The sequence below is a fragment of the Pseudomonas fjordensis genome (assembly GCF_976987115.1).
In genome coordinates, this window is sequence record NZ_OZ336860.1 from 4,649,571 (window position 1) to 4,672,807 (window position 23,237).

20 protein-coding genes are annotated in these 23,237 nt (G+C 60.5%); 16 read left to right on the forward strand and 4 right to left on the reverse strand.

Annotated features, from left to right (window positions below):
* Positions 1 to 15 precede the first annotated feature (15 nt).
* Complete coding sequence (locus ACWHXD_RS21205) at positions 16 to 654, forward strand: LysE family translocator (protein ID WP_032896007.1); 639 nt, start codon at positions 16 to 18, stop codon at positions 652 to 654.
* Here ACWHXD_RS21205 and ACWHXD_RS21210 read toward each other — a convergent pair.
* Together ACWHXD_RS21210 and uraH are read right to left on the reverse strand one after the other, a co-directional pair.
* On the reverse strand, positions 629 to 5,809 hold the full coding sequence (locus tag ACWHXD_RS21210) for a dermonecrotic toxin domain-containing protein (protein ID WP_138762438.1): 5,181 nt from the start codon (positions 5,807 to 5,809) through the stop codon (positions 629 to 631). The two genes, ACWHXD_RS21205 and ACWHXD_RS21210, sit on opposite strands and share 26 nt — an antisense overlap.
* A 163-nt stretch (positions 5,810 to 5,972) precedes the next feature.
* Positions 5,973 to 6,326, reverse strand: coding sequence for a hydroxyisourate hydrolase (uraH, locus tag ACWHXD_RS21215; RefSeq protein WP_032896006.1), 354 nt, complete (start codon positions 6,324 to 6,326; stop codon positions 5,973 to 5,975).
* A gap of 439 nt (positions 6,327 to 6,765) precedes the next feature.
* Here uraH and puuE point away from each other — a divergent pair, with 439 nt between their 5' ends.
* The 8 genes from puuE to ACWHXD_RS21255 all read left to right on the forward strand — a co-directional run bounded on the left by puuE (position 6,766) and on the right by ACWHXD_RS21255 (position 13,975).
* The gene (gene puuE / locus ACWHXD_RS21220; protein ID WP_032896005.1) at positions 6,766 to 7,692 is read left to right on the forward strand and encodes an allantoinase PuuE; all 927 of its coding nucleotides are present in this window, start codon (positions 6,766 to 6,768) and stop codon (positions 7,690 to 7,692) included.
* Positions 7,689 to 8,204, forward strand: coding sequence for a 2-oxo-4-hydroxy-4-carboxy-5-ureidoimidazoline decarboxylase (uraD, locus tag ACWHXD_RS21225; RefSeq protein ID WP_116667581.1), 516 nt, complete (start codon positions 7,689 to 7,691; stop codon positions 8,202 to 8,204). Before puuE ends, uraD begins: the two co-directional genes overlap by 4 nt.
* 41 nt (positions 8,205 to 8,245) lie before the next feature.
* Positions 8,246 to 9,241, forward strand: a complete 996-nt coding sequence (alc, locus tag ACWHXD_RS21230) for an allantoicase (RefSeq protein ID WP_014719294.1) — start codon at positions 8,246 to 8,248, stop codon at positions 9,239 to 9,241.
* Positions 9,242 to 9,376: 135 nt separating this feature from the next.
* Positions 9,377 to 9,880 (forward strand): ureidoglycolate lyase, encoded by a 504-nt coding sequence (locus tag ACWHXD_RS21235; RefSeq protein ID WP_003192823.1) that lies wholly within the window; start codon positions 9,377 to 9,379, stop codon positions 9,878 to 9,880.
* A 51-nt stretch (positions 9,881 to 9,931) separates the two neighbouring features.
* Positions 9,932 to 11,215 (forward strand): urate hydroxylase PuuD, encoded by a 1,284-nt coding sequence (locus ACWHXD_RS21240; RefSeq protein ID WP_003192825.1) that lies wholly within the window; start codon positions 9,932 to 9,934, stop codon positions 11,213 to 11,215.
* A 194-nt stretch (positions 11,216 to 11,409) separates the two neighbouring features.
* Positions 11,410 to 12,753: a nucleobase:cation symporter-2 family protein gene (locus ACWHXD_RS21245; protein ID WP_138762439.1), complete on the forward strand. Its 1,344-nt coding sequence runs from the start codon at positions 11,410 to 11,412 to the stop codon at positions 12,751 to 12,753.
* Between the two features lie 44 nt (positions 12,754 to 12,797).
* Complete coding sequence (locus tag ACWHXD_RS21250; protein WP_138762440.1) at positions 12,798 to 13,166, forward strand: hypothetical protein; 369 nt, start codon at positions 12,798 to 12,800, stop codon at positions 13,164 to 13,166.
* Positions 13,167 to 13,189: 23 nt separating this feature from the next.
* A complete protein-coding gene (locus ACWHXD_RS21255; protein WP_003192827.1) occupies positions 13,190 to 13,975 on the forward strand; it encodes an outer membrane protein OmpK in 786 nt (261 codons plus the stop codon).
* Between the two features lie 108 nt (positions 13,976 to 14,083).
* Here the strand turns inward: ACWHXD_RS21255 and ACWHXD_RS21260 are convergent, their stop codons facing one another.
* Both ACWHXD_RS21260 and ACWHXD_RS21265 read right to left on the reverse strand, forming a co-directional pair.
* Positions 14,084 to 15,232: a patatin-like phospholipase family protein gene (locus ACWHXD_RS21260; protein WP_138762441.1), complete on the reverse strand. Its 1,149-nt coding sequence runs from the start codon at positions 15,230 to 15,232 to the stop codon at positions 14,084 to 14,086.
* Positions 15,233 to 15,262: 30 nt separating this feature from the next.
* Positions 15,263 to 16,198, reverse strand: a complete 936-nt coding sequence (locus ACWHXD_RS21265) for a lipid A biosynthesis lauroyl acyltransferase (protein WP_138762442.1) — start codon at positions 16,196 to 16,198, stop codon at positions 15,263 to 15,265.
* Between the two features lie 119 nt (positions 16,199 to 16,317).
* Here ACWHXD_RS21265 and minC point away from each other — a divergent pair, with 119 nt between their 5' ends.
* The 7 genes from minC (at position 16,318) to ACWHXD_RS21300 (ending at position 23,235) form a co-directional block, all read left to right on the forward strand.
* Complete coding sequence (gene minC, locus ACWHXD_RS21270; RefSeq protein WP_032895999.1) at positions 16,318 to 17,055, forward strand: septum site-determining protein MinC; 738 nt, start codon at positions 16,318 to 16,320, stop codon at positions 17,053 to 17,055.
* A 199-nt stretch (positions 17,056 to 17,254) separates the two neighbouring features.
* Entirely contained in the window at positions 17,255 to 18,067 is an 813-nt protein-coding gene (gene minD, locus ACWHXD_RS21275; protein WP_003192835.1) for a septum site-determining protein MinD, read from the forward strand.
* A 3-nt stretch (positions 18,068 to 18,070) separates the two neighbouring features.
* On the forward strand, positions 18,071 to 18,325 hold the full coding sequence (gene minE / locus ACWHXD_RS21280) for a cell division topological specificity factor MinE (protein ID WP_003175252.1): 255 nt from the start codon (positions 18,071 to 18,073) through the stop codon (positions 18,323 to 18,325).
* 205 nt (positions 18,326 to 18,530) lie between these two features.
* The gene (locus ACWHXD_RS21285) at positions 18,531 to 19,166 is read left to right on the forward strand and encodes an RluA family pseudouridine synthase (protein ID WP_032895998.1); all 636 of its coding nucleotides are present in this window, start codon (positions 18,531 to 18,533) and stop codon (positions 19,164 to 19,166) included.
* Between the two features lie 171 nt (positions 19,167 to 19,337).
* Complete coding sequence (locus tag ACWHXD_RS21290) at positions 19,338 to 20,627, forward strand: M18 family aminopeptidase (protein ID WP_138762444.1); 1,290 nt, start codon at positions 19,338 to 19,340, stop codon at positions 20,625 to 20,627.
* Between the two features lie 193 nt (positions 20,628 to 20,820).
* On the forward strand, positions 20,821 to 20,997 hold the full coding sequence (locus tag ACWHXD_RS21295; protein ID WP_164545339.1) for a hypothetical protein: 177 nt from the start codon (positions 20,821 to 20,823) through the stop codon (positions 20,995 to 20,997).
* Positions 20,998 to 21,069: 72 nt separating this feature from the next.
* Positions 21,070 to 23,235: a mechanosensitive ion channel family protein gene (locus tag ACWHXD_RS21300; RefSeq protein WP_138762445.1), complete on the forward strand. Its 2,166-nt coding sequence runs from the start codon at positions 21,070 to 21,072 to the stop codon at positions 23,233 to 23,235.
* Positions 23,236 to 23,237: the final 2 nt, after the last annotated feature.

Here is a 23,237-nt window from a genome sequence, read left to right on the forward strand (position 1 = left end):
AAGGGAGGACTGTAAATGACCTTGGAAACCTGGCTTCTGTTCAGTGGTGCTGCGCTGGTGGTAATCCTGATACCTGGCCCGCTGTCGCTGTTGATGATCAGCAACAGCCTCAACTACGGCCTGCGCCGCTCGTACCCTGCGTTTCTCGGCGGCGTGTTCGCCTCGATCTGCCTGTTGAGCGCCTCGGCCCTGGGCCTGGGCGCGCTGTTGCTGGCCTCCGAGCAGTTGTTCAGCGCGCTGAAGATCGTCGGCGCGCTGTACCTGTTCTACCTCGCCTGGCAGAGCTGGCAACAGTCGCGCCAGCCCAGCCAAGGGGCGCAAGTACCGCAGACGCCAGCCGTGCCGCGCTTTCGCGCCTTGTTTGGCCGTGCCTTTGTACTGGGCGCCAGCAACCCCAAGGACATTCTGTTTTTCGCCGCCTTCCTGCCGCAATTTCTCAATGCCCAGCAGGCCTTTTTACCGCAGTTGCTGATCATGATCGCCACCTGGACGGTGCTCGACCTGCTGTGCAAGCTGGCTTACGGCCTCGGCGCCCATGGCGCGGCGCGGTACTTGCGTTCTGGCGCAGGCCAGAGCTGGTTCAACCGGGTCAGCGCCGCGCTGTTCGGCGGCGCCGGCGCGGTGTCGCTTATCGGGGCGAGGGGCTCACTTTGACGAAATAGACGGTGGGAGAAAGCGTCCTCTTGGTCGGCCATTGAATGCCTGCCACGATCCGAACCAGGCGCCCTTCGTCCAGCGCGAGCTTGACGCCCTGCAATGGAAGCGCATTGGAGTGTTTGCTGAGTGCGTCGCTAAACCAAAGATCCGAGAGTCGGGTATTTAGCTGAATACTGCCCTCCTCCACCCAGCTGGGTGACACGTAGTACAGCTGGTTTGAGTTGGGGTGAGTCGCGATCAGATCATCCATTGCCCTACCGTGCTTCACTTTTACTTCGCGGACATTGAAACCCTGCTGCTCCAATACGCTCTTGATCGCCGCGCGTTGGGCAGTGCTTCGCTCAACCGCGACCGACCGGCCACCGAATAAAAGCGATGGGTCTAATCCCGCCACGTTAAAGTCAACGCGGGTGAAACCAGGCGCCTGGTCTTCGTAACCGATGTGTACCCTGGTGTACGGCTTATCAGTGGGCCGCAACATTCGCAATAAATCATCTGTCTGGCCAATGTTCCCCTGGGTCGGGGTTAACCACGTATCGAGCGTCGAACGCACATTAAGTAAGTGAGTGGCCGTTACCTGGCGCGTAGAGCCTGACAACTCAATCAGCCTTTCGGCGGCGAACCTTTGGCTATTGACGGTCATGGTAGGGAATGCCGTACCGATATACTGCTGCAGCGGCCTGTCAAACAAGCGCGCATGGAACCGCCATTGGTTCGTCAGGGTGTTATATGACGCCGGAAGGGGTTGTTCCGCGAGTTCAGTGGCTGTCCAACGCCCAATATCAACCCGTGCGGCTGAAACCGGCGTCCAGTCCCTGGTGATAAACACGATACCCGTCAACGGCGCCTGATCACCTTGGGGCAGCAACCTGTAATAAACGTTCGAAGGGTCCCTTATGTTGGTATAAACAGGAGCCACCCTGAGAACGTGGTGCGGCCCCCTGCGGGCATCCTTCCCGATGTAAAAAACCCCAGGAGCGGCAGAAGCAAAATCGGCATCCAACCCAGGTGAAATACGCCAACTGAACCAATGGTCCCCCATTGCAGACGACTGAAGAATGGCGCTTTCAGTCACCCCGCGTGCAGTGGATGGCCGCCAGGTCGGCACGGCCGCAGGCCACGGCTGACGGGCCGCCGAACTGCTTCCCGCCACCGGTTGAGGCGTATCGGCCCCCAGTAACCACTCTGGGGGCTGATGGATATTCAATACCAGTTCATTTTGCGATTCTTTAAAGCGCACGACTGATTCGGCCTTGCGCTGATACACCGTGTAGAGCTCGCCCCCCTCGGCAAGCAACTGCTGGCCATTCTTCACGTACTGAGTCTTGCTTGCTGGCCCCTTCAACTCAACGGCGCCTTCCAATACGTCGGTTGATTTGAAGCGCGCAAGCAGATGAGTCGGCTTGGTCGACGGCGCCTTCAGGCCTGTGAGAGCGAGTGTGTTGCCTTTATAGCGAGGCAGAGCGCCCCGTGCGACGCGAGCACCCTTGGGGCCTGGGGCAAAGGTAGACAGCACATCAATAAATGCAAAGAGCGTCAAAGCCACCACATCTACCGCGTCATGACCAGAACCGCTCAAATGATAGCGCCGCGCCGCCAGCAGCATCTCATACAAGCTGATGCCCACCCCTAGCACTGGAATAAATGCCAGTAACCCACGAATCGTGGCCTCGAACTGTTCTCTCAGGCGTCGCTCACGGTACTCCCCCAGTGCCTGGGAGGAATTGGACCGAGCCTGCGTACGTCGTTGCAGCTCGAACACCCGGGCATGGGCCAGCAGCGCCGTGGGATTGGAATGGGAGGTGGTCACAACCTCCAACCAACTTTCTGGTTGCAGCGCAATCTGCTCCTCGATTTGCGCTTCGACAGCTTCAAGCCCGGCAGCCGGGTCTTTATGCTTGAGCAGGAAAAACTCAACGAGAACAGCGATCAGGTCGACCCCGCCGGTGAGACGATGCTGGGCCGAGTCAGGCAGCCTGGGCTCTACCTGGAGGCTTTCGCCGGGATAATCTTGCACCGCCTGATGCTCCCAGCCGGGAGCCACCAGGCGCGCCAACTCTTTCAGGTTGGCAGGTAATGCGCCCAACCGATTCAGGGCTTGCTCGGCCTCGGCCAAACTGGGGTACCCGACCAGCACCCGACTTGCCACTGCCGTGGGCCAGTACACCACGCATTTCCCCGTGGGCTTGTCATGAATCACCAGTACCCCGGCGATGTGGCGATCATATTCCAGCGTAACGCCCACCAGGCGCAGGACAGCCAGTTGCACGTCAAACTCGTCGTTTTTCAAATCGCCCGCCTTGCGCGCGGCCATGGCGAAGGTAAACAGACGCTGACCCCAATCCTTCAAGCCTTGTCGTACCGCCGAGTACAACTGCATCTCGGCGCGCTGTTTAAAGCCTCGATCAATCAGCGCCTGAGACAACCCGAAGGACGAGCCAGGGCTCGGATAAAAAGCGCTACGTATCTGCTTGTCGTATTCGCCCCCCACATTCAGGGATGCGATCGTTTTGATCAGGTAGCTCACACTCAAGCGTTCTTTCCAGGCGGGTTCCAGCCAGCGCGCCCGGTTCAAGCGCCAGCGGGTCCAAGGCGCTTCAGGGTCGAGGTTGTGCAACGCCAATTGCAGCATGCTGAAGGTGGTACGTTCCTTACTGACCACCGTTTTAATCTGACGATCACCCAACGCCCCCTGGCTCGTCCAGCCCTCGTAGTGAGTGCTGACATCATCGGGCATGTCGAACAGGGGGGTATCGATATCCAATTGCGGGTAGAAACCGTCCTCGGTCAATTTGGCAATCAGGGCTTTGCGAGCAAAGGGCTCCAAGTCAGGCAAGTCCTGCCAGAGCTTGGTTTCCAGTGCAAAAATGCTGACCAGATAGCGGCGTAACAAACGCTTATAGTGTTTGCGCTCAGCGGGCGATGCGATGCCGAGCCAAGAAGGGAGTTTTTTGGCCTGAGTGGCTGCCGCCTGCAACAAGTCGATGTTGGCCAAGGCCAGTGTTCGAGCATCATTGTCAGGTACTTGCAGACACTCGAACAGCTCCCGAGCCAGCAACATCCGGCTAAGCTGCGGATCACTCACTTCGCTGAACAGTCTCTTACCCTTGTCAATACGCTTGTTCAGCGCGATATGGTGTACCGTCAGTTTCATGAACAGGTCTTTGAACATGTAACGCTCGATCGCGGTGTAGCTCACCACCAGTGCAGCCGTCTGCGGCAGCAAACCGATCGACGTGCGCACCGCCTCGCGCCGGTGACGCTCGATGCAGCGCCATAACACCGAGCCATCGCGGCTTTTCAGGCTGGCTTGCAGGCCCGCGACAAAGGCGTTCAAGCTATCGAACGTCACCAGCCCGCCGTGCTGGCCCATCACATATAACACTACGGGATACAGGGCCCCCGGCTGAGTCCGAGCCGCTTGGGTGGTTACCACTACTGCGCCCAGCAATGGGTACAATTTGGTTGCCTTGCCACCCACGGATACTTGCAGTACACAGCTGTCCGTGGACTTGGCCCCGGGTACCCATGCTTCATTCAACACAGCATCCAGACACTCCAGATGGGCGCGACTCATCAGGCCCAAGCGGTGTTGCATCTGCGCCTCCCCAAGCAGGGCGTCACGCTGTGCTTGCATTACCAACGAACCACGTGTGCGTGAGCCCTCGGGTTTCTCCAGCCAGTAATCACTCTGAAACACGCGTTCAAGCGGGCTTTGCGCCCACTTGCGCGCCACCGCAACCTGGTCCTGCCATTGGCGTTCAAGGCGCAAAAATTCCTGGTAGTCCGCGCTGGGGCTGCCCACATCCTTGGCGTCCAGCAAGCCCATCAGTTTTTTTTCGTAACGCTTGAGCTGTGCTTGCTGGGTTTTGAACGCGAGGTCCGGCGTCAGGCGCCCAAGTACAATTTCGTCACTGCGGCGCTTGTAATCCCACTCCAACAAGGCATCCAGGGTGCGGCCCAACCGAGTGAACGCCACCACACGCTGGCGCCCTTTTTGGATAAACCTGAGAAAGCGTTGGATACCGGCGATAGCTGGCTGTCCCGCGTCCTGAATGCCCATCACCCCATGATTGATCGATAACGCACACGCCAGCTCATTATCCCATTGCCCGTCCAGCAATTCGCGCGCACTGTTTTGCAACGCGTCCCCATGTTGCCGGACGAATGTCATGGGCGTTGCGCCTATGGTGTTACACGCCTCATGCCTACGACGCAGCGGCAGGCATTGCCATAAAGCGCTGCTCAAGGGGCCGTTGACCAATAGCGGCAAATCACACTGCATCTGGTTAAAGGAGTCGAACTCATAGAATTCGCGGAACAGACCGGGCAGATAAATAACCTGGGGCGTCCCCCCGACGACGCCATCACGATAAATATGCAGAGCCCCTGGGATGGCCACCATGGCCCGATTAGTCCCAGGCCACATGATGTGGCTCACCTGAATCGCAGCCCATTCGCCGCCGGCCTTCTGACGCAAGCCGGCGTCAGGTATTTGCAGCAGTTTGCTTAGCATGTCATAGCCACTGTCCGTCAGTTGAGACGTGCGATGGGCCAAAAACGCATTTTCGGCGAACAACGATGTGCGCAATTGCACCCAGCGCTCTCGACGTGTCAGCCAGGAACCGTGGGCCAACTGCTGCCAATACTCGGCTACCGCGCGCTCGAACCGAGCGAGCAGCGCCAAGTCCTTGACCCGAACCAATGCTTCCCTGGCGGTAAACGTTAGACGCTTGGTCGGATCATCCTTGAGGCTCAATGAGGTGAACTGGTTGATATTGAGCGGTACATTGGGCTGGATCAGCAACGCCAGGGCCCGCTCGGTCAAGCTGTTGACCTTGCGCGCGGGAGCCGGGGGCAGAGGTTCGGTGAACAGTAAGGTGTCAGGGTCGAGGGAGAAGGCTTCGCGCAATGCGCCACGAATGACCCCCAGTATCCTCGGTGCGCGTCCAATCAGGCCGCTGAGGGCTTTGGCCGATTCGCGTCCCCTGACCTGAGCCTGGTGGATCTGGTTGATTTCGTGGCTGGGGTGCGCGACCGCATTGAGCCGACGGGTCAGCAACACGCGAATGGCCTCGTCACGCTCCAGGGAAGAGGTGTGTGGGTCATCGAAATCAAGCTTGTCGGCCCAGGCCGTGGTGTCGGTGCTCATAGCGACTATTCCGTTCAGAAAAGCCGAGACTAGGCACCGCTGCCGCCCAGGGTGCGTTACATACTTGAGCGGCCAATTCACAAGCCACGGGCAAAAAAAAGCCCGCAGTGTGCGCGGGCGAAACCAACGAAGAGCATTTGGGGGTGTGAAGCGAGGTGACGACTCAGCTACCGCGATAGGTGGAGTAGCTGTAAGGCGAAATCAGCAAAGGCACATGGTAATGGTCCTGTTCGGCACTGATGCCAAAGCGCAGTACCACCACGTCCAGAAAAGCCGGCTCGGGCAACTGCACGCCACGGGCACGGTAGTAATCACCGGCGCTGAACTGCAGTTGGTACACGCCGCTGCGGTAGTCGTCGCCTTGCAGCAGCGGCGCGTCGCAACGGCCATCGCTGTTGGTGGTGGCGGTGGCAACCAGTTCCAGCTGCGCGCCTTCGACGCGGTACAGCTCAACCTTGATGGCGCTGCCGGGGCAGCCGTGCGCGGCGTCCAAAACGTGTGTGGTCAAACGTCCCATGGCTTTTATGCGCCTCCCGAAGTCAGTCATAGAAAAACCCGCACTCTTTCAGGGCAGTGAAAAAGCCGGCGATGGCTGATTAAGACATTTTCAAAGAAAATTGTACACAATAAATTTCACAGCGCTTCAACCCCCCGTAGGAGCGAGCTTGCTCGCGAAAAACGCCAACGATAACGCGGGCTCTCAGGATGAAAAGTGGCGCCCTCAGGTTATTCGCGAGCAAGCTCGCTCCTACAGTGGGCTTTTTGATCTTAACCTGACCACTTAGGCAAGTTTCTTGCAGAGACCCGTAGAGAGCCCGTTCAGAAAAAATGCAGAAATGCAGGCTTACAAAGTTCGCGATAAGTTGTATACAATCACTTATCGCTGTGACGCCACTCAGTCATTCCACTGCCCGGCCGCCACACATTTGCTACCACGAACAAGAAGGAAGACTGCAGTGAGCGCTGACTACCCACGCGACCTGATCGGTTACGGCAGTAACCCTCCTCACCCCCACTGGCCGGGCAAGGCACGCATTGCGTTGTCGTTCGTACTCAACTACGAAGAAGGCGGCGAGCGCAACATTCTGCACGGTGACAAAGAGTCAGAAGCCTTCCTCTCGGAAATGGTCTCGGCCCAGCCGCTGCAAGGCGAGCGCAACATGAGCATGGAGTCGCTGTACGAGTACGGCAGCCGTGCCGGCGTGTGGCGCATCCTCAAGCTGTTCAAAGAATTCGACATCCCGCTGACCATCTTCGCCGTGGCCATGGCCGCCCAGCGTCATCCGGATGTGATCCGCGCCATGGTCGAGGCCGGCCATGAGATCTGCAGCCACGGCTACCGCTGGATCGACTACCAGTACATGGACGAGGCCCAGGAGCGCGAGCACATGCTCGAAGCCATTCGCATCCTCACCGAACTCACCGGCGAACGCCCACTGGGCTGGTACACCGGCCGCACCGGCCCCAACACCCGCCGTTTGGTGATGGAGGAAGGTGGCTTCCTGTACGACTGCGACACCTACGACGACGACCTGCCCTACTGGGAACCCAACACCCCCAACGGCAAGCCGCATTTGGTGATCCCCTACACCCTGGACACCAACGACATGCGCTTCACCCAGGTGCAGGGCTTCAATAAGGGCGACGACTTTTTCGAGTACCTCAAGGACGCCTTCGACGTGCTGTATGCCGAAGGTGCCGAGGCGCCGAAGATGCTGTCCATCGGCTTGCATTGCCGCCTGATCGGCCGCCCGGCACGCCTGGCCTCGCTCAAGCGCTTCATTGAATACGTCAAAGGCCATGACCAGGTGTGGTTCACCCGCCGCGTGGACATCGCCCGTCACTGGCACCAAACCCACCCTTTCCCGGGAGCGGCGAAATGACTGCGTTCCAAACCCTGAAACCTTCGACCTTGAGCCGCGACGCCTTCGTCCAGGCCTTCGCCGATATCTACGAACACTCGCCATGGGTGGCCGAAAAGGCCTTCGACCTGGGCCAGGACGCATCGATCGACCAGATCGAAACCCTGCACCAGCGCATGAGCGATATCCTGTTGAGCGCTGATCACGCCTCGCAACTGGCGCTGATCAATGCTCACCCGGACCTGGCAGGCCGTGCGGCCGTCCAGGGCCAACTGACCCAAGCCAGCACCGATGAACAAGCGGGCGCGGGTATTCACCAATGCACGGCCGAAGAGTTTTCTCGCTTCACCGAGCTGAATGAGGCCTACAAAGCCAAGTTCAAGTTTCCCTTCATCATGGCGGTAAAAGGCAGCAACCGGCACCAGATCCTCGCCGCGTTCGAAACGCGCATCCACAACTCGGCAGACGCTGAGTTCAAGTGCGCGCTGGACGAGATCAACAAGATCGCGTTGTTCCGTTTACTGACCCTCTAGCAGTCCATCCCCAGCCACTCTATCTAAGGCAGACAAGAAGAATGAAAGCTTACGCCGTACCTTTCGAAAAGTTCGTCAACCTGGCCGACGCCCGCCTGGGCACCAAGATCATCTCGGTGACCGATGACTGGTTCGCTGACGCCAACCGCCTGTTCCAGCCGACCCCGGCCGTGTGGAAGGAGGGCGTTTTCGATGACAACGGCAAGTGGATGGACGGCTGGGAATCACGCCGCAAGCGCTTCGAAGGCTACGACAGCGCGGTGATTCGCCTGGGCGTACCGGGCTCGATCAAAGGCGTGGACATCGACACTTCATTCTTCACCGGCAACTTCCCGCCGTCGGCCTCCCTGGAAGCCTGCTTCCTGGCCTCGGGCGAGCCGGATGCCAACACCCAGTGGGTGGAAGTGCTGTCGGCCGTCGAGCTGCAAGGCAACAGCCATCACTACCACGAGATCAACAATGACCAGGCGTTCAGCCACCTGCGCTTCAACATCTACCCGGATGGCGGCGTAGCGCGTCTGCGGGTGTACGGTGTGCCGTTCCGCGACTGGTCTTCGGTGGGCGACAACGAACAGGTCGACCTGGCCGCCGCGCTCAATGGGGGCCGTGCCCTGGCCTGCTCCGACGAACACTTCGGCCGCATGAGCAACATCCTCAACCCGGGCCGTGGCATCAACATGGGCGACGGCTGGGAAACCGCGCGTCGTCGCACGCCAGGCAATGACTGGGTGATCGTAGCTCTGGGCCACCCGGGCGAGATCGAGAAAATCGTGGTCGACACCCTGCACTTCAAGGGCAACTACCCGGACACCTGCTCGATCCAGGGCGCCTTTGTGAAAGGCGGCACCGACAGCCAGATCGAAACCCAATCGCTGTTCTGGCGCGAACTGCTGCCGGCACAGAAGCTGGAAATGCACGCCGAACACACCTTCGCCGAGCAGATCAAGGCGCTGGGGCCGATTACCCACATCCGCTTGAACGTGTTCCCGGATGGTGGTGTGAGTCGCCTGCGTGTCCTGGGCAAAGTGTCGAAATAACACCCGATCGTCCCCACGCTCTGCGTGGGGATGCACCCCGTGACGCTCCGCGTCACACAGCGGACGCAGAGCGTCCAGGGCAGCGTTCCCACGCAGAGCGTGGGAACGATCTATAGACAAGACAAGAAGACAGCCATGCGCACACTGATGATCGAACCTTTGACCAAAGAAGCCTTCGCCCCCTTCGGAGACGTTATCGAAACCGACGGCAGCGACCACTTCATGATCAACAACGGGTCGACCATGCGCTTTCACAAACTGGCCACGGTCGAAACCGCGAAGCCGGAAGACCACGCCATCATCAGCATCTTCCGCGCCGATGCGCAGGACATGCCGCTGACTGTGTGCATGCTGGAGAGACACCCGCTGGGCAGCCAGGCTTTCATCCCGCTGCTCGGCAACCCCTTTCTGATCGTGGTCGCGCCACTTGGCGATGAACCTGTATCGGGCTTGGTCCGTGCCTTCGTCACCAACGGCAGGCAGGGCATTAATTACCATCGCGGCGTCTGGCACCACCCGGTGCTGACGATCGAAAAGCGGGATGACTTCCTGGTGGTTGATCGCAGTGGCACAGGCAATAACTGCGATGAGCATTTTTTCAAAGAGGATGAGCGGTTGATCCTCGCCCCCCACCAATAAGAGAAGGTCTGATCACCCGACAACAAGGGTGACAGGCGAGAGGTAAAGACTGTGGAAGCACATCTGTTGGAATGGCTGAACCTGAGCGTGCGCTGGGTTCACATGATCACTGGCGTCGCCTGGATCGGCGCTTCTTTCTACTTCGTCTGGCTGGAAAACAACCTTAATCGCGTCAACCCCAAGAACGGCCTGGCCGGCGACTTGTGGGCGATCCACGGTGGCGGTATCTACCACCTGGAAAAATACAAACTGGCCCCACCGACCATGCCGGACAACCTGCACTGGTTCAAATGGGAAGCCTATTTCACCTGGATGTCGGGCGTCGCGCTGCTGTGCGTGGTGTTCTACCTCAACCCCACGCTGTACCTGCTCGCCCCCGGCAGCAGCCTCAGCGGCACCGAAGGCGTATTGCTGGGCATCGGCTCACTGTTCGCCGGCTGGTTCATCTACTCCTTCCTGTGCGACTCGGCCCTGGGCAAACGCCCTGCCCTGCTCGGTTTGATCCTGTTCGTGCTGTTGATTGCAGCGGCCTACGGCTTCAGCAAGGTGTTCAGCGGCCGCGGTGCCTACCTACACGTGGGTGCGGTGATCGGCACGATCATGGTCGGTAACGTGTTCCGCATCATCATGCCGGCCCAACGTGCGCTGGTGGCGGCCATCGCCGAGAACCGCACGCCCGACCCGGCGCTGCCGGCCAAGGGCCTGCTGCGTTCACGCCACAACAACTACTTCACCTTGCCAGTGCTGTTCATCATGATCAGCAACCACTTCCCGAGCACCTATGGCAGCCAATACAACTGGCTGATCCTGGCCGGGATCGCGGTGGCGGCGGTGTTGGTGCGCCACTACTTCAACACCCGGCATGACAGCCAGAAGTATGCGTGGACCTTGCCCGTGGGCGCCTTGGCGATGATCAGCCTGGCCTACGTGACCGGGCCCAAGCCCGCTGAGCCGATTGCCAAGGCACCGGCTGCCATCGAGTACCAACCCCTGCCGGAAACCGCCTTGGGCGGTGGCTTGAAACCGGCCGCGCCTGCCGCACCCGCCGCTGAACCGGCACCGGCCCAGGCCACCACGGACTTCGGCCAGGTGCACCACGTGATCGAGCAACGCTGCACCGTGTGCCACTCGGCCAAGCCCACCAGCCCGCTATTCAGCACCGCTCCGGCTGGGGTGATGTTCGACACACCGGCGCAGATCCAGCAGCAAGCCGCGCGCATTCAAGCGCAGGCCGTGGCCAGCCAGATCATGCCACTGGGCAACATTACCCAGATGACCCAGCAGGAGCGGGATTTGATTGGCACCTGGATCAACCAGGGGGCGCGCACCAACTGACAGTCTGACGCAGATCCAAATGTGGGAGCGGGCTTGCTCGCGAATGCGGTGTGTCATTCAACCCTTAAGGTGACTGAACCGGCGCTTTCGCGAGCAAGCCCGCTCCCACAGGGGATACGCGGTGATTTGAAATCGCGTTCCAAATGGCAATTGAATGCCAAACAACACAAAAATAAAAAGATTCGAGGTGTTGCATGTCCCAGTTAGAAACGCAGACTCCTGCCGCGCCCGCCATGGTGCGGCTGCCCCTCTTGCAATTGATTCTGGTAGGCCTGCAACACGTCTTGCTGATGTACGGCGGTGCCGTCGCCGTGCCTCTGATCATTGGCCAGGCCGCCGGCCTGAGCCGTGAAGAAATCGCCTTTCTGATCAACGCCGACCTACTCGTAGCCGGTATTGCCACCATGGTGCAGTCGTTCGGTATCGGCCCGATGGGGATCCGCATGCCGGTGATGATGGGCGCCAGTTTTGCCGCCGTGGGCAGCATGGTCGCCATGGCCGGCATGCCCGGTATCGGTTTGCAGGGCATCTTCGGCGCGACCATCGCCGCCGGGTTCTTCGGCATGCTGATCGCGCCGTTCATGTCCAAGGTGGTGCGCTTTTTCCCACCGCTGGTGACCGGTACGGTGATCACGGCCATCGGCCTTTCGCTGTTTCCCGTGGCCGTGAACTGGGCCGGCGGAGGCAGCGCCGCCGCCACGTTTGGCTCGCCGGTCTACCTGGCGATTGCCGCCCTGGTACTGGCCACGATCTTGCTGATCAACCGCTTCATGCGCGGCTTCTGGGTGAACATCTCGGTGCTGATCGGCATGGGCCTGGGTTACGCGCTGTGTGGTGTGATCGGCATGGTCGACCTCAGCGGCCTGGCCCAGGCGCCGTGGGTGCAGGTGGTGACGCCGTTGCACTTTGGCATGCCCAAGTTCGAGTTGGCGCCGATCCTGTCGATGTGCCTGGTGGTGGTGATCATTTTTGTCGAGTCCACCGGCATGTTCCTCGCTCTGGGCAAGATCACTGGCCAGGAGGTCACGCCGAAGATGCTGCGGCGCGGCCTGCTGTGTGATGCCGGCGCGTCGTTCTTTGCCGGCTTCTTCAACACCTTTACCCACTCCTCCTTCGCGCAGAATATCGGCCTGGTGCAGATGACCGGCGTGCGCTGCCGCTCGGTCACGCTGATGGCCGGGGCATTCTTGATCGTGCTGAGCCTGTTGCCCAAGGCGGCCTATCTGGTGGCGTCGATTCCGCCCGCAGTGCTCGGCGGCGCGGCGATTGCGATGTTCGGGATGGTGGCGGCGACCGGGATCAAGATCCTGCAGGAAGCCGACATCGCTGATCGGCGTAACCAGTTGCTGGTGGCGGTGAGCATCGGCATGGGACTGATCCCCGTGGTGCGCCCGGAGTTCTTCGCACATCTGCCGTTGTGGATGAGCCCGATTACCCACAGCGGCATCGCCATGGCGACCCTCAGCGCGTTGTCGCTGAACATTCTGTTCAACATCCTTGGTGGCGCTGAGCGCCCCGAAGTCGCCCATACGCATTGATTCCTTTGTTAGTACAAAAATAACAACAAACAGGGAACACCCACATGCACAGCCTTGACGTGGGGCCGGCCATACGCCGCGCCCCATTCTTGCCCCTCGCGCTCTGTTACAGCGCACTTGAGCCCAGGCCTGGGAGCCAGTATTCTCCGCGCCCGCTCGAATCGACTCAAAAAAAAACAGCGAATGTAAAAGCTGACCTCAAGGCCAACTTATCCCGGCCTGATGTTTGCTGCCAAAGTGCGCAAAAGTCCCCTGAATTCGACTGCATTCGCTGCAGCCGACGGGGATTTTTTGGCTTTTTGAACACCTTGGCGCAGCTCTTGCTAAAAGCATCAAAGCTGACCGAACAGACGATTTTTGCAGCGAACCAAAAGGCGCCACACCAGAGCGCCTGCGTAGAAGAAAAACCATAAAACTTTAACTCGGGAGCAACCGAATGAAACCTATGTTCAAAGGCCTGATGCTGGCAGGATCGCTGTTGGCCGGTGGCCAAGCCGTGGCTGGTGACTTGTTGCAGTGGCAAAACAACAGCCTGACTTACCTATGGGGCAAGAGCTTTACCGTCAACCCGCAGATCCAGCAAACCGTCACCTTCGAACATGCCGACGCGTGGAAGTATGGCGACAACTTCTTCTTCCTCGACCGTATCTTTTACAACGGCAAGGAAGACGGCAACGTCGGGCCCAACACTTACTACGGCGAGTTCAGCCCGCGCTTGTCGTTCGGCAAGATCCTGGACAAGGACTTGTCATTCGGCCCAATCAAGGATGTGTTGCTGGCCTTCACCTACGAGTTCGGCGAAGGCGATAACGAGTCCTACTTGCTGGGCCCGGCATTCGATTTGAACATCCCCGGTTTCGACTACTTCCAGTTGAACTTCTACCAGCGCCAGACCGAAGGCAATCGCCCAGGTGACGGCGTATGGCAGATCACCCCGGTGTGGTCTTACACGATTCCGGTGGGCAATTCCGACGTGTTGATCGACGGCTTTATGGACTGGGTGGTGGACAACGACAAGAACGCCCGTGGCACTTACCACGCCAACCTGCACTTCAACCCACAGGTCAAATACGACTTGGGCAAGGCGCTGCATTGGGGCGATAAGCAGTTGTATGTGGGTTTTGAGTACGACTACTGGAAGAACAAATACGGGATTGAAGACAGCGGCGCCTTCAAGACGACTCAGGACACAGCAAGCTTCCTGGTCAAGTACCACTTCTAAAGGTTGATCGCGGTTCCCTGTGGGAGCTGGCTTGCCTGCGATCGCGGTGTGTCTGTGCCAGAAGTGTTGGCTGGCATACCGCTATCGCAGGCAAGCCAGCTCCCACAGTCAGTTCGGCATCAGGCCGAGGAACCGGGTGATTTCTTCGCGCTTGGCCAGCGCATCCTTGCGCCCCAGCTCGATCAACTCGCTGCAATACCCCGCCTCGAACAACAGATAACTCAACACCCCCGCCCCACTGGTCTTGGTCGCCCCAGGCCCTCGCAAAAACACACGCAGTGCCGCCGGCAATTCCTGGCGATGTCGCGCGGCGATTTCATCGATGGGCTGGCTGGGGGCAATCACCAGCACCTCTACCGGCGCCAGGCCCTGTACCGCCGCATCCGCAGGCACGACGCGGCTGAACTGGTTCAAGCGCTCCAGCAGCTCGATATCGCTTTCCAGGCTGTCAATGAACGTGCTGTTGAGCATGTGCCCGCCAATTTGCGCCAGGGTCGGTTGCTGGCCGGTGTAGGTGCGTTGCACCGACGGTTCATTGCCCCGTGGGTTGCCACTCACCCCCACCACCAACACGCGACTGGCACCCAGGTGCAAGGCCGGGCTGATGGGGGCGGACTGGCGCACCGCGCCATCGCCGAAGTACTCCTGGCCAAGCTTGACCGGGGCAAACAGCAGCGGAATCGCCGAACTGGCCAGCAGGTGCTCCACAGTCAATTGGGTGGGCACGCCGATACGCCGATGGCGCAACCAGGCATCGATGGTGCCGCCGCCCTGATAGAAGGTCACCGCTTGCCCGGACTCATAGCCAAACGCGGTCACCGCCACCGCCTGCAAATGCTGGCGACGGATCGCCTCGTCGATGCCGTCCAGGTTCAAGCGCTCCTGCAACAGCTCGCGCAGCGGTGAGCTGTTGAGCAACGCCACCGGCACCTGGGCGCCCAGGCCCAGCAGGCTGTGGATCAGGAAACGACTGGCCTGGCGCATCACCCCCGGCCAGTCGCTGCGCAGCACCTGATGACTACGAAAGCCCTGCCAGAAGGCCGTCAGCCGTTGGATGGCCGCGGAAAAATCGCTGGCGCCACTGGCCAGGCTCACCGCATTGATCGCGCCAGCGGAGGTGCCGACGATCACCGGAAAAGGATTCGCTGCCCCCGCAGGCAGCAACTCGGCAATCGCCGCCAACACCCCCACCTGATACGCCGCGCGCGCCCCGCCGCCGGAAAGAATCAGGCCTGTGACCGGTTCCGCTGGGCGCATTGCGTCACTCCATGTGAGAAGGGGTTGGGGTTATCGACGGCGCTTTTCGTACAACTTGGGCTCACCCGCTGGCCGGCTCTTGAACCGGCGGTGCGTCCACAGGTATTGCTCGGGGCATTCGCGCACCGAGGCTTCCACCCACTGGTTGATGCGCAGGCAGTCGACCTCGTCGGTTTCACCCGGGAAGTCGGTCAGCGGCGCATGGATCACCAGGCGGTAACCGCTGCCGTCAGCCAGGCGCTCCTGGGTAAACGGCACCACCAGCGCCTTGCCCAGGCGGGCGAACTTGCTGGTGGCGGTGACGGTGGCGGCCTGGATGCCGAACAGCGGCACGAAGATGCTTTGCTTGGCGCCATAGTCCTGGTCTGGCGCGTACCAGATGGCCCGGCCGGCGCGCAGCAGCTTGAGCATGCCGCGCACGTCGTCACGCTCCACGGCCAGGGAATCGAGGTTGTGGCGTTCGCGGCCACGGCGCTGGATAAAGTCGAACAACGGGTTGCCGTGTTCGCGGTACATGCCGTCAATGGTGTGCTTTTGCCCCAGCAGCGCCGCGCCGATTTCCAGGGTGGTGAAGTGCAGCGCCATGAGGATCACGCCCTTGCCTTCCAACTGCGCCTGCGTGAGGTGCTGCAGCCCTTCGACATGGGCCAGGCGCGCCAGGCGCGGCTTGGGCCACCACCAGCTCATGGCCATTTCAAAGAAGGCGATGCCGGTGGAAGCGAAGTTTTCCTTGAGCAGGCGTTTGCGTTCCTTGGCGGATTTTTCCGGGAAGCACAGCTCGAGGTTGCGCGCCGCGATACGGCGACGATCACCGGCCACGCGGTACATGCCCGCGCCCAGCAGGCGACCAATGGTCAACAGCGCCCGATACGGCAATTGAGTGACCAGCCACAGCAGGCCGAGCCCCAGCCATAACAGCCAAAAACGCGGGTGAAGAAATACAGCTCGAAAACGCGGGCGATCCATTACAGATTCCGGTAAAGACAAGGGCCGCGCATTCTACAACGGTTCGACTCGGCTTGCGGCGGGTGAGTGTTCTCGTTATAAGTCTCGACACTTTTCGTGACAAGCCGCTTTCGCCGACCATGAGCCAAACCGAACCGCTAGACCAAGATCCCGTGTTCCAGCTAAAAGGCAGCATGCTCGCCATTACCGTGCTGGAACTGGCCCGCAATGACCTCGACGCCCTGGACCGCCAACTGGCCGCCAAGGTCGCCCTGGCGCCGAACTTCTTCAACAACGCCCCGCTGGTGCTGGCCCTGGACAAGCTGCCGGCCGGCCAGGGCGTGATTGATTTGCCCGGGCTGATGCGCGTATGCCGCTCCCATGGCCTGCGTACACTGGCCATCCGCGCCAGCCGCATCGAAGACATTGCCGCCGCCATCGCCATTGAACTGCCAGTACTGCCACCGTCCGGCGCTCGCGAGCGTGCGCTGGAACCATCGGTCGGCGAAGAAAAGAAAAAACCGGAAAAACCGCCCGAGCCTACGATCAGGCCTACCAAGATCATCACCTCGCCGGTGCGCGGCGGGCAGCAGATTTACGCCCAGGGCGGCGACCTTGTGGTGGTCTCCTCGGTCAGCCCGGGGGCGGAACTTCTTGCCGATGGCAACATCCATGTATACGGCCCGATGCGCGGACGCGCCCTGGCCGGCATCAAGGGTGATACCAAGGCGCGTATTTTTTGCCAGCAGTTGACCGCTGAGCTGGTTTCCATCGCGGGTCAGTACAAGGTTTCCGAAGATTTGCGCCGCGATCCACTGTGGGGCGCTTCGGTACAGGTCAACCTGTCGGGCGATGTGTTGAACATCATCCGTCTTTAACGGATACTGCCGCATTTTCCAAGCATCTCTAGACTCTGATAGCAAAGCGAAACCGGCAAGACTTGTGTAGGACTTTTTTGAAGTTGGTGTTTTCCCATGGAAACCCCGGCTTTTTCCTGCAAAGGCTGTCCGCCTGCGGCGAGTTTCAAGAGATGTTTTTCAGGGACCGAAAGTCCTTTTTCCTTAGGGGTGAAACACCTTGGCCAAGATTCTCGTGGTTACATCCGGCAAGGGTGGTGTGGGTAAGACCACCACCAGCGCCGCTATCGGTACCGGCCTCGCTCTGCGCGGCCACAAGACAGTCATCGTCGACTTCGACGTCGGCCTGCGTAACCTTGACCTGATCATGGGCTGCGAGCGCCGCGTGGTGTACGACTTCGTCAACGTGGTGAACGGCGAAGCCAACCTGCAACAGGCCCTGATCAAGGACAAGCGCCTTGAGAACCTGTACGTGCTGGCCGCCAGCCAGACCCGTGACAAAGACGCGCTGACCAAAGAAGGCGTGGGCAAAGTCCTGGCCGAGCTCAAGGAAACCTTCGAATACGTAGTATGCGATTCGCCGGCCGGTATCGAAACCGGTGCTCACCTGGCGATGTACTTCGCCGACGAAGCCATCGTGGTGACCAACCCGGAAGTGTCCTCGGTACGTGACTCGGACCGCATGCTGGGCCTGTTGGCCAGCAAGTCCAAGCGCGCCGAAGAAGGCCAGGACCCGATCAAGGAACACCTGCTGCTCACCCGCTACAACCCGGAGCGCGTCAACAACGGCGAAATGCTCGGTGTTGAAGACGTGAAGGAAATCCTCGCCGTGACCCTGCTGGGCGTGATTCCAGAATCCCAGGCCGTGCTCAAGGCATCCAACCAGGGCGTACCGGTGATTCTCGACGACCAGAGCGACGCCGGCCAGGCGTACAGCGATGCCGTGGATCGCTTGCTGGGCAAGACCGTGGAACACCGCTTCCTCGATGTCAAGAAGAAGGGATTCTTCGAGCGTATCTTTGGAGGCAACTAAACAATGAAATTTCTCGACTTCTTTCGCGCCAACAAAAAACCCAGTACCGCATCGGTCGCGAAAGAGCGTCTACAGATCATCGTGGCGCACGAACGCGGCCAACGCAGCACCCCGGACTACCTGCCAGCCTTGCAGAAGGAACTGGTCGAGGTGATCCGCAAGTACGTCAATATCGGCAACGATGACGTGCATGTCGCCCTGGAAAATGACGGCAGCTGCTCGATTCTGGAACTCAATATCACCCTGCCCGATCGTTGATCGAACGGGCGGTCGCCACGGCGGCTCTGCTACCTGGCCCCTGTACTGCTGTTGTAGGAGCGAGCTTGCTCGCGAAGAACTCAACGGCACCGCGTTCATTCAGGTGAAACGCGGTGCTCTGAGGTTCTTCGCGAGCAAGCTCGCTCCTACAGGGTGAGGGGGCAGTCAGCGGAGCCGCCGTTGGCGTTTGTTACGAGGCTGTTTAATGCCGCTGTCCAATATCCATATCCTGCATCAGGACGACGCTGTCCTGGTGGTGAACAAGCCCACCCTGCTGCTCTCGGTGCCTGGCCGCGCCGATGACAACAAGGACTGCCTGATCACCCGCCTGCAGGAAAACGGCTACCCCGAAGCCCGTATCGTCCATCGCCTGGACTGGGAAACCTCAGGGATCATCCTGTTGGCCCGGGACGCGGATAGCCACCGCGAGCTGTCCCGCCAGTTTCACGACCGCGAAACAGAAAAGGCCTACACCGCCCTGGCCTGGGGCCAACCGGCACTGGACAGCGGCAGCATCGACCTGCCCCTGCGCTACGACCCGCCGACCAAGCCCCGCCATGTGGTCGACCATGAGTTCGGCAAACATGCACTGACCTTCTGGAAAGTGCTGGAGCGTTGCGGCGACTGGTGCCGCGTGGAACTGACACCGATCACCGGGCGCTCGCACCAGTTGCGCGTGCATATGCTGTCCATCGGGCATCCGTTGCTGGGTGATGGTTTGTATGCCCATGAACAAGCCCTGGCCGCCTGGCCACGCCTGTGCCTGCATGCAAGCATGCTCAGCTTCACCCATCCGCAAAGCGGCGAGCGCCTGCGCTTCGAGTGCCCAGCACCTTTTTGAAGGCACAGACGCTTACCTGTAGGAGCGAGCTTGCTCGCGAAGAACCTAAGAACACCGCGTACAACCCGAATGACTGCGGTGCCATTGAGTTTTTCGCGAGCAAGCTCGCTCCTACAATGAATCGGCGGGGCCAATACGGTAAACTCCGCGCATTGCTGTCTGGAGCTATTTATGCGCGAAGCGTTGAATCAAGGCCTGATCGACTTCCTCAAGGCCTCCCCTACTCCTTTTCATGCCACTGCCGCCCTGGCCCAGCGCCTGGAAGCGGCCGGTTACCAGCGTCTCGACGAGCGCGACACCTGGGCCACCGAGGCCAACGGGCGCTACTACGTGACCCGCAACGACTCCTCGATCATCGCCTTCAAGCTCGGCCGCCAATCGCCGCTGCAAGACGGTATCCGCATGGTCGGCGCCCACACCGACAGCCCATGCCTGCGGGTCAAGCCCCAGCCGGAGCTGCAACGCCAGGGCTTCTGGCAACTGGGCGTGGAAGTTTACGGCGGCGCGCTGCTGGCGCCCTGGTTCGACCGCGACCTGTCCCTGGCCGGGCGTGTCACCTTCCGCCGCGATGGCAAGGTCGAGAGCCAACTGATCGACTTCAAGCTGCCGATCGCCATCATTCCCAACCTGGCCATTCACCTCAACCGTGAAGCCAACCAAGGCTGGGCGATCAATGCCCAGACCGAGCTGCCGCCGATCCTCGCGCAGTTTGCCGGTGACGAGCGCGTGGACTTTCGCGCCGTGCTCACCGAACAGTTGGCCCGCGAGCATGGGTTGAATGCCGATGTGGTGCTCGACTACGAGCTGAGTTTCTACGATACCCAGAATGCTGCCGTGATCGGCCTCAATGGCGACTTCATCGCCGGCGCGCGCCTGGACAACCTGCTGTCGTGCTACGCCGGTTTGCAGGCTTTGCTCACCAGCGACACCGATGAAACCTGCGTGCTGGTGTGCAACGACCACGAAGAAGTCGGTTCCTGCTCGGCCTGCGGTGCCGATGGCCCGATGCTGGAACAGACCCTGCGTCGCCTGTTGCCCGAAGGTGAAGAATTCGTACGCACCATTCAGAAATCCCTGCTGGTGTCGGCAGACAACGCCCACGGCGTGCATCCTAATTACGCCGAGAAACACGACGCCAACCACGGCCCGAAACTCAACGCCGGCCCGGTGATCAAGGTCAACAGCAACCAGCGCTACGCCACTAACAGCGAAACCGCCGGGTTCTTCCGCCACCTGTGCATGGCCCAAGAAGTGCCGGTGCAAAGCTTCGTGGTGCGCAGTGACATGGGCTGCGGCTCGACCATCGGCCCCATCACCGCCAGCCACCTGGGCGTGCGCACGGTGGACATCGGCTTGCCGACCTTTGCCATGCACTCGATCCGCGAGCTGTGCGGCAGCCATGACCTGGCGCATCTGGTCAAGGTGCTGGGAGCGTTCTACGCCAGCCGCGATTTGCCCTGATAGCGCACTGTGGGAGCGGGCTTGCTCGCGAATGCGGTACATCAGCCAACAGATTCAGTGACTGGCACACCGCATTCGCGAGCAAGCCCGCTCCCACATTTAACGCTGAGTACACCTGACCTGAATCATCTGCAACTTTTACAATCCGGCCTAGACTTGTCAGAACTTCCAATCCGACAAGGCCGCCCCCGCCATGATCTCAATGTCCTCGTTCCACGCCATGCTGATCCCCATCCTGATCGGCATGATCATGCTCGCGGTCGGCTTCAACTTTCGCGACAAGCCTCTGGGCGTGTTTGGCATGTGGATCGGCATGCTGTTGATCCTCGGCACCGTGCTCTACAAGATCCTCGCCAAACTGGCGCAGTGACAAATGCGCTCGCATTGGGCATAGCGGCCTCGTACACTCGGTCAATTCGTCGTTTTCAAGGTTGACCGCCTCGTGTTCTCCCGTCTGTTTGCCCTGCCCTGCTACCTGCTGATCGCCCTGCTCACGCTGCTGCCGCTAACGTCCGCCCAAGCCGTAGGCTTGCCGGGGATGCTGGGCGGTTCCAGCAAGACCCAACCCCAGGCCGAAGTGCCCCTGGGGCAGTCGCTGGACGAAGTGATCAAGACCCTCGAAAACGACCAGCAACGCACCCAGTTGCTCAGCGACCTGAAGAAGCTGCGCGCCGCCACGCAAAAGGCCCAGCCCGCCGCCGAACTCGGGGTACTCGGGTTGATCGGCAGTACGTTGTCGGGCTTTGAGCAGCAGTTTTCCGGCGCCGACAGCCCGCTGGGGCGCTGGTCCAATGAAGTCGACCTGGCCAAGGATGAACTCGCCGCGCTGATGTTGCCGGCCAGCGAATGGCTGCCGATCATCTTCGGCTTTGCTGTGATTCTGGCCGTTTGGAGCCTGCTGGCCGCCGCGCTGATCTGGCTCAGCCACCGGGTGCGCGAGCGCTTCGGCCTGCCCGAAGAGTTGCCGCAGCATCCGCGCACCTGGGACATGCTGCGCTTCGCCCTGCGCAAGCTGGGCCCCTGGCTGATCGCCCTGGTGATCACGGTGTACCTGAGCTACGCCCTGCCCTCATCCCTGGGTAAATCGTTGGCCATGGTGCTGGCCTATGCCCTGGTGGTCGGCACCTGCTTCTCGGCTATCTGTGTGATTGCCTTCTCGCTGCTCGACGGCCCGCACCGCCACCGCGCCTTGTATATCCTGCGCCACCAGGCGTTCCGCCCGCTGTGGTGGATCGGCAGTTTTGCCGCCTTCGGTGAAGCCTTGAGCGACCCGCGCCTGGTTGCCGCGCTCGGCCAGCATCTGGCCCACACCGCCGCGACCGTGGCCAATGTAATGGCGGCGTTGTCCACCGGGGTGTTTATCCTGCGTTTCCGCCGACCCATTGCGCACCTGATCCGCAACCAGCCGCTGTCGCGCCGACTGACCCGCCGCGCCCTCACCGATACTCTGTCGATCATCGGCACCTTCTGGTACCTGCCGGCGCTGTTGCTGGTGGGCATTTCGCTGTTCGCCACCTTCCTGTCCGCCGGCGACACCAGCACCGCCCTGCGCCAGTCGCTGCTGTGCACGGTGTTGCTGGTGCTGTGCATGGTGATCAACGGCCTGGTGCGCCGCCATGCCCTCAAGCCGCAACGCGGGCACAAGCGCCACGCGCTGTATTCCGAGCGCCTCAAAGGCTTCGTCTACACCCTGGTGCACCTGGCGGTGTGGCTGGTATTCATCGAGCTGGGTTTGCGCGTATGGGGCCTGTCGATGATTCGCTTTGCCGAAGGCGACGGCCATGAAATCGCCGTCAAGCTGGTGGGCCTTGGCGGGACCTTGCTGTTTGCCTGGTTGATCTGGATCCTCAGCGACACGGCCATTCACCACGCCCTGACGCGCTCGCGCAAAGGCCTGGCCAACGCCCGTGCGCAGACCATGATGCCGTTGATCCGCAACGTGCTGTTCGTGACCATTTTCATCATCGCCGCCATCGTCGCCCTGGCCAATATGGGCATGAACGTCACGCCCCTGCTGGCCGGTGCGGGTGTGATCGGTATCGCCATCGGTTTTGGTGCGCAGTCGCTGGTGGCGGACTTGATCACCGGCCTGTTCATCATCATCGAAGACTCCCTGGCCATCGACGACTACGTGGATGTGGGCGGCCACCTCGGCACGGTGGAAGGCCTGACTATCCGTACCGTGCGCCTGCGCGATATCGACGGCATCGTGCACACCATCCCGTTCAGCGAAATCAAGAGCATCAAGAACTACTCCCGTGAGTTCGGCTACGCGATCTTCCGCGTGGCGATCCCCTACAACATGGAAATCGACGACGCGATCAAACTGATGCGTGAGGTCGGCCATGCCATGCGCAACGACCCGCTGCAACGCCGCAATATCTGGTCGCCGCTGGAGATCCAGGGCGTGGAAAGTTTCGAGTCCGGCAGCGCGATCCTGCGCGCACGCTTCAAGACCGCGCCGATCAAGCAGTGGGAAGTGTCGCGGGCATTCAACCTGTCGCTCAAGCGGCACCTGGATGAAGCCGGGCTTGACCTGGCAACGCCGCGTTTGAGCGTGCAGGTGCTGACCGCCGGCAGCGTGCAGGAGAAAGATCCACAACAATAAGC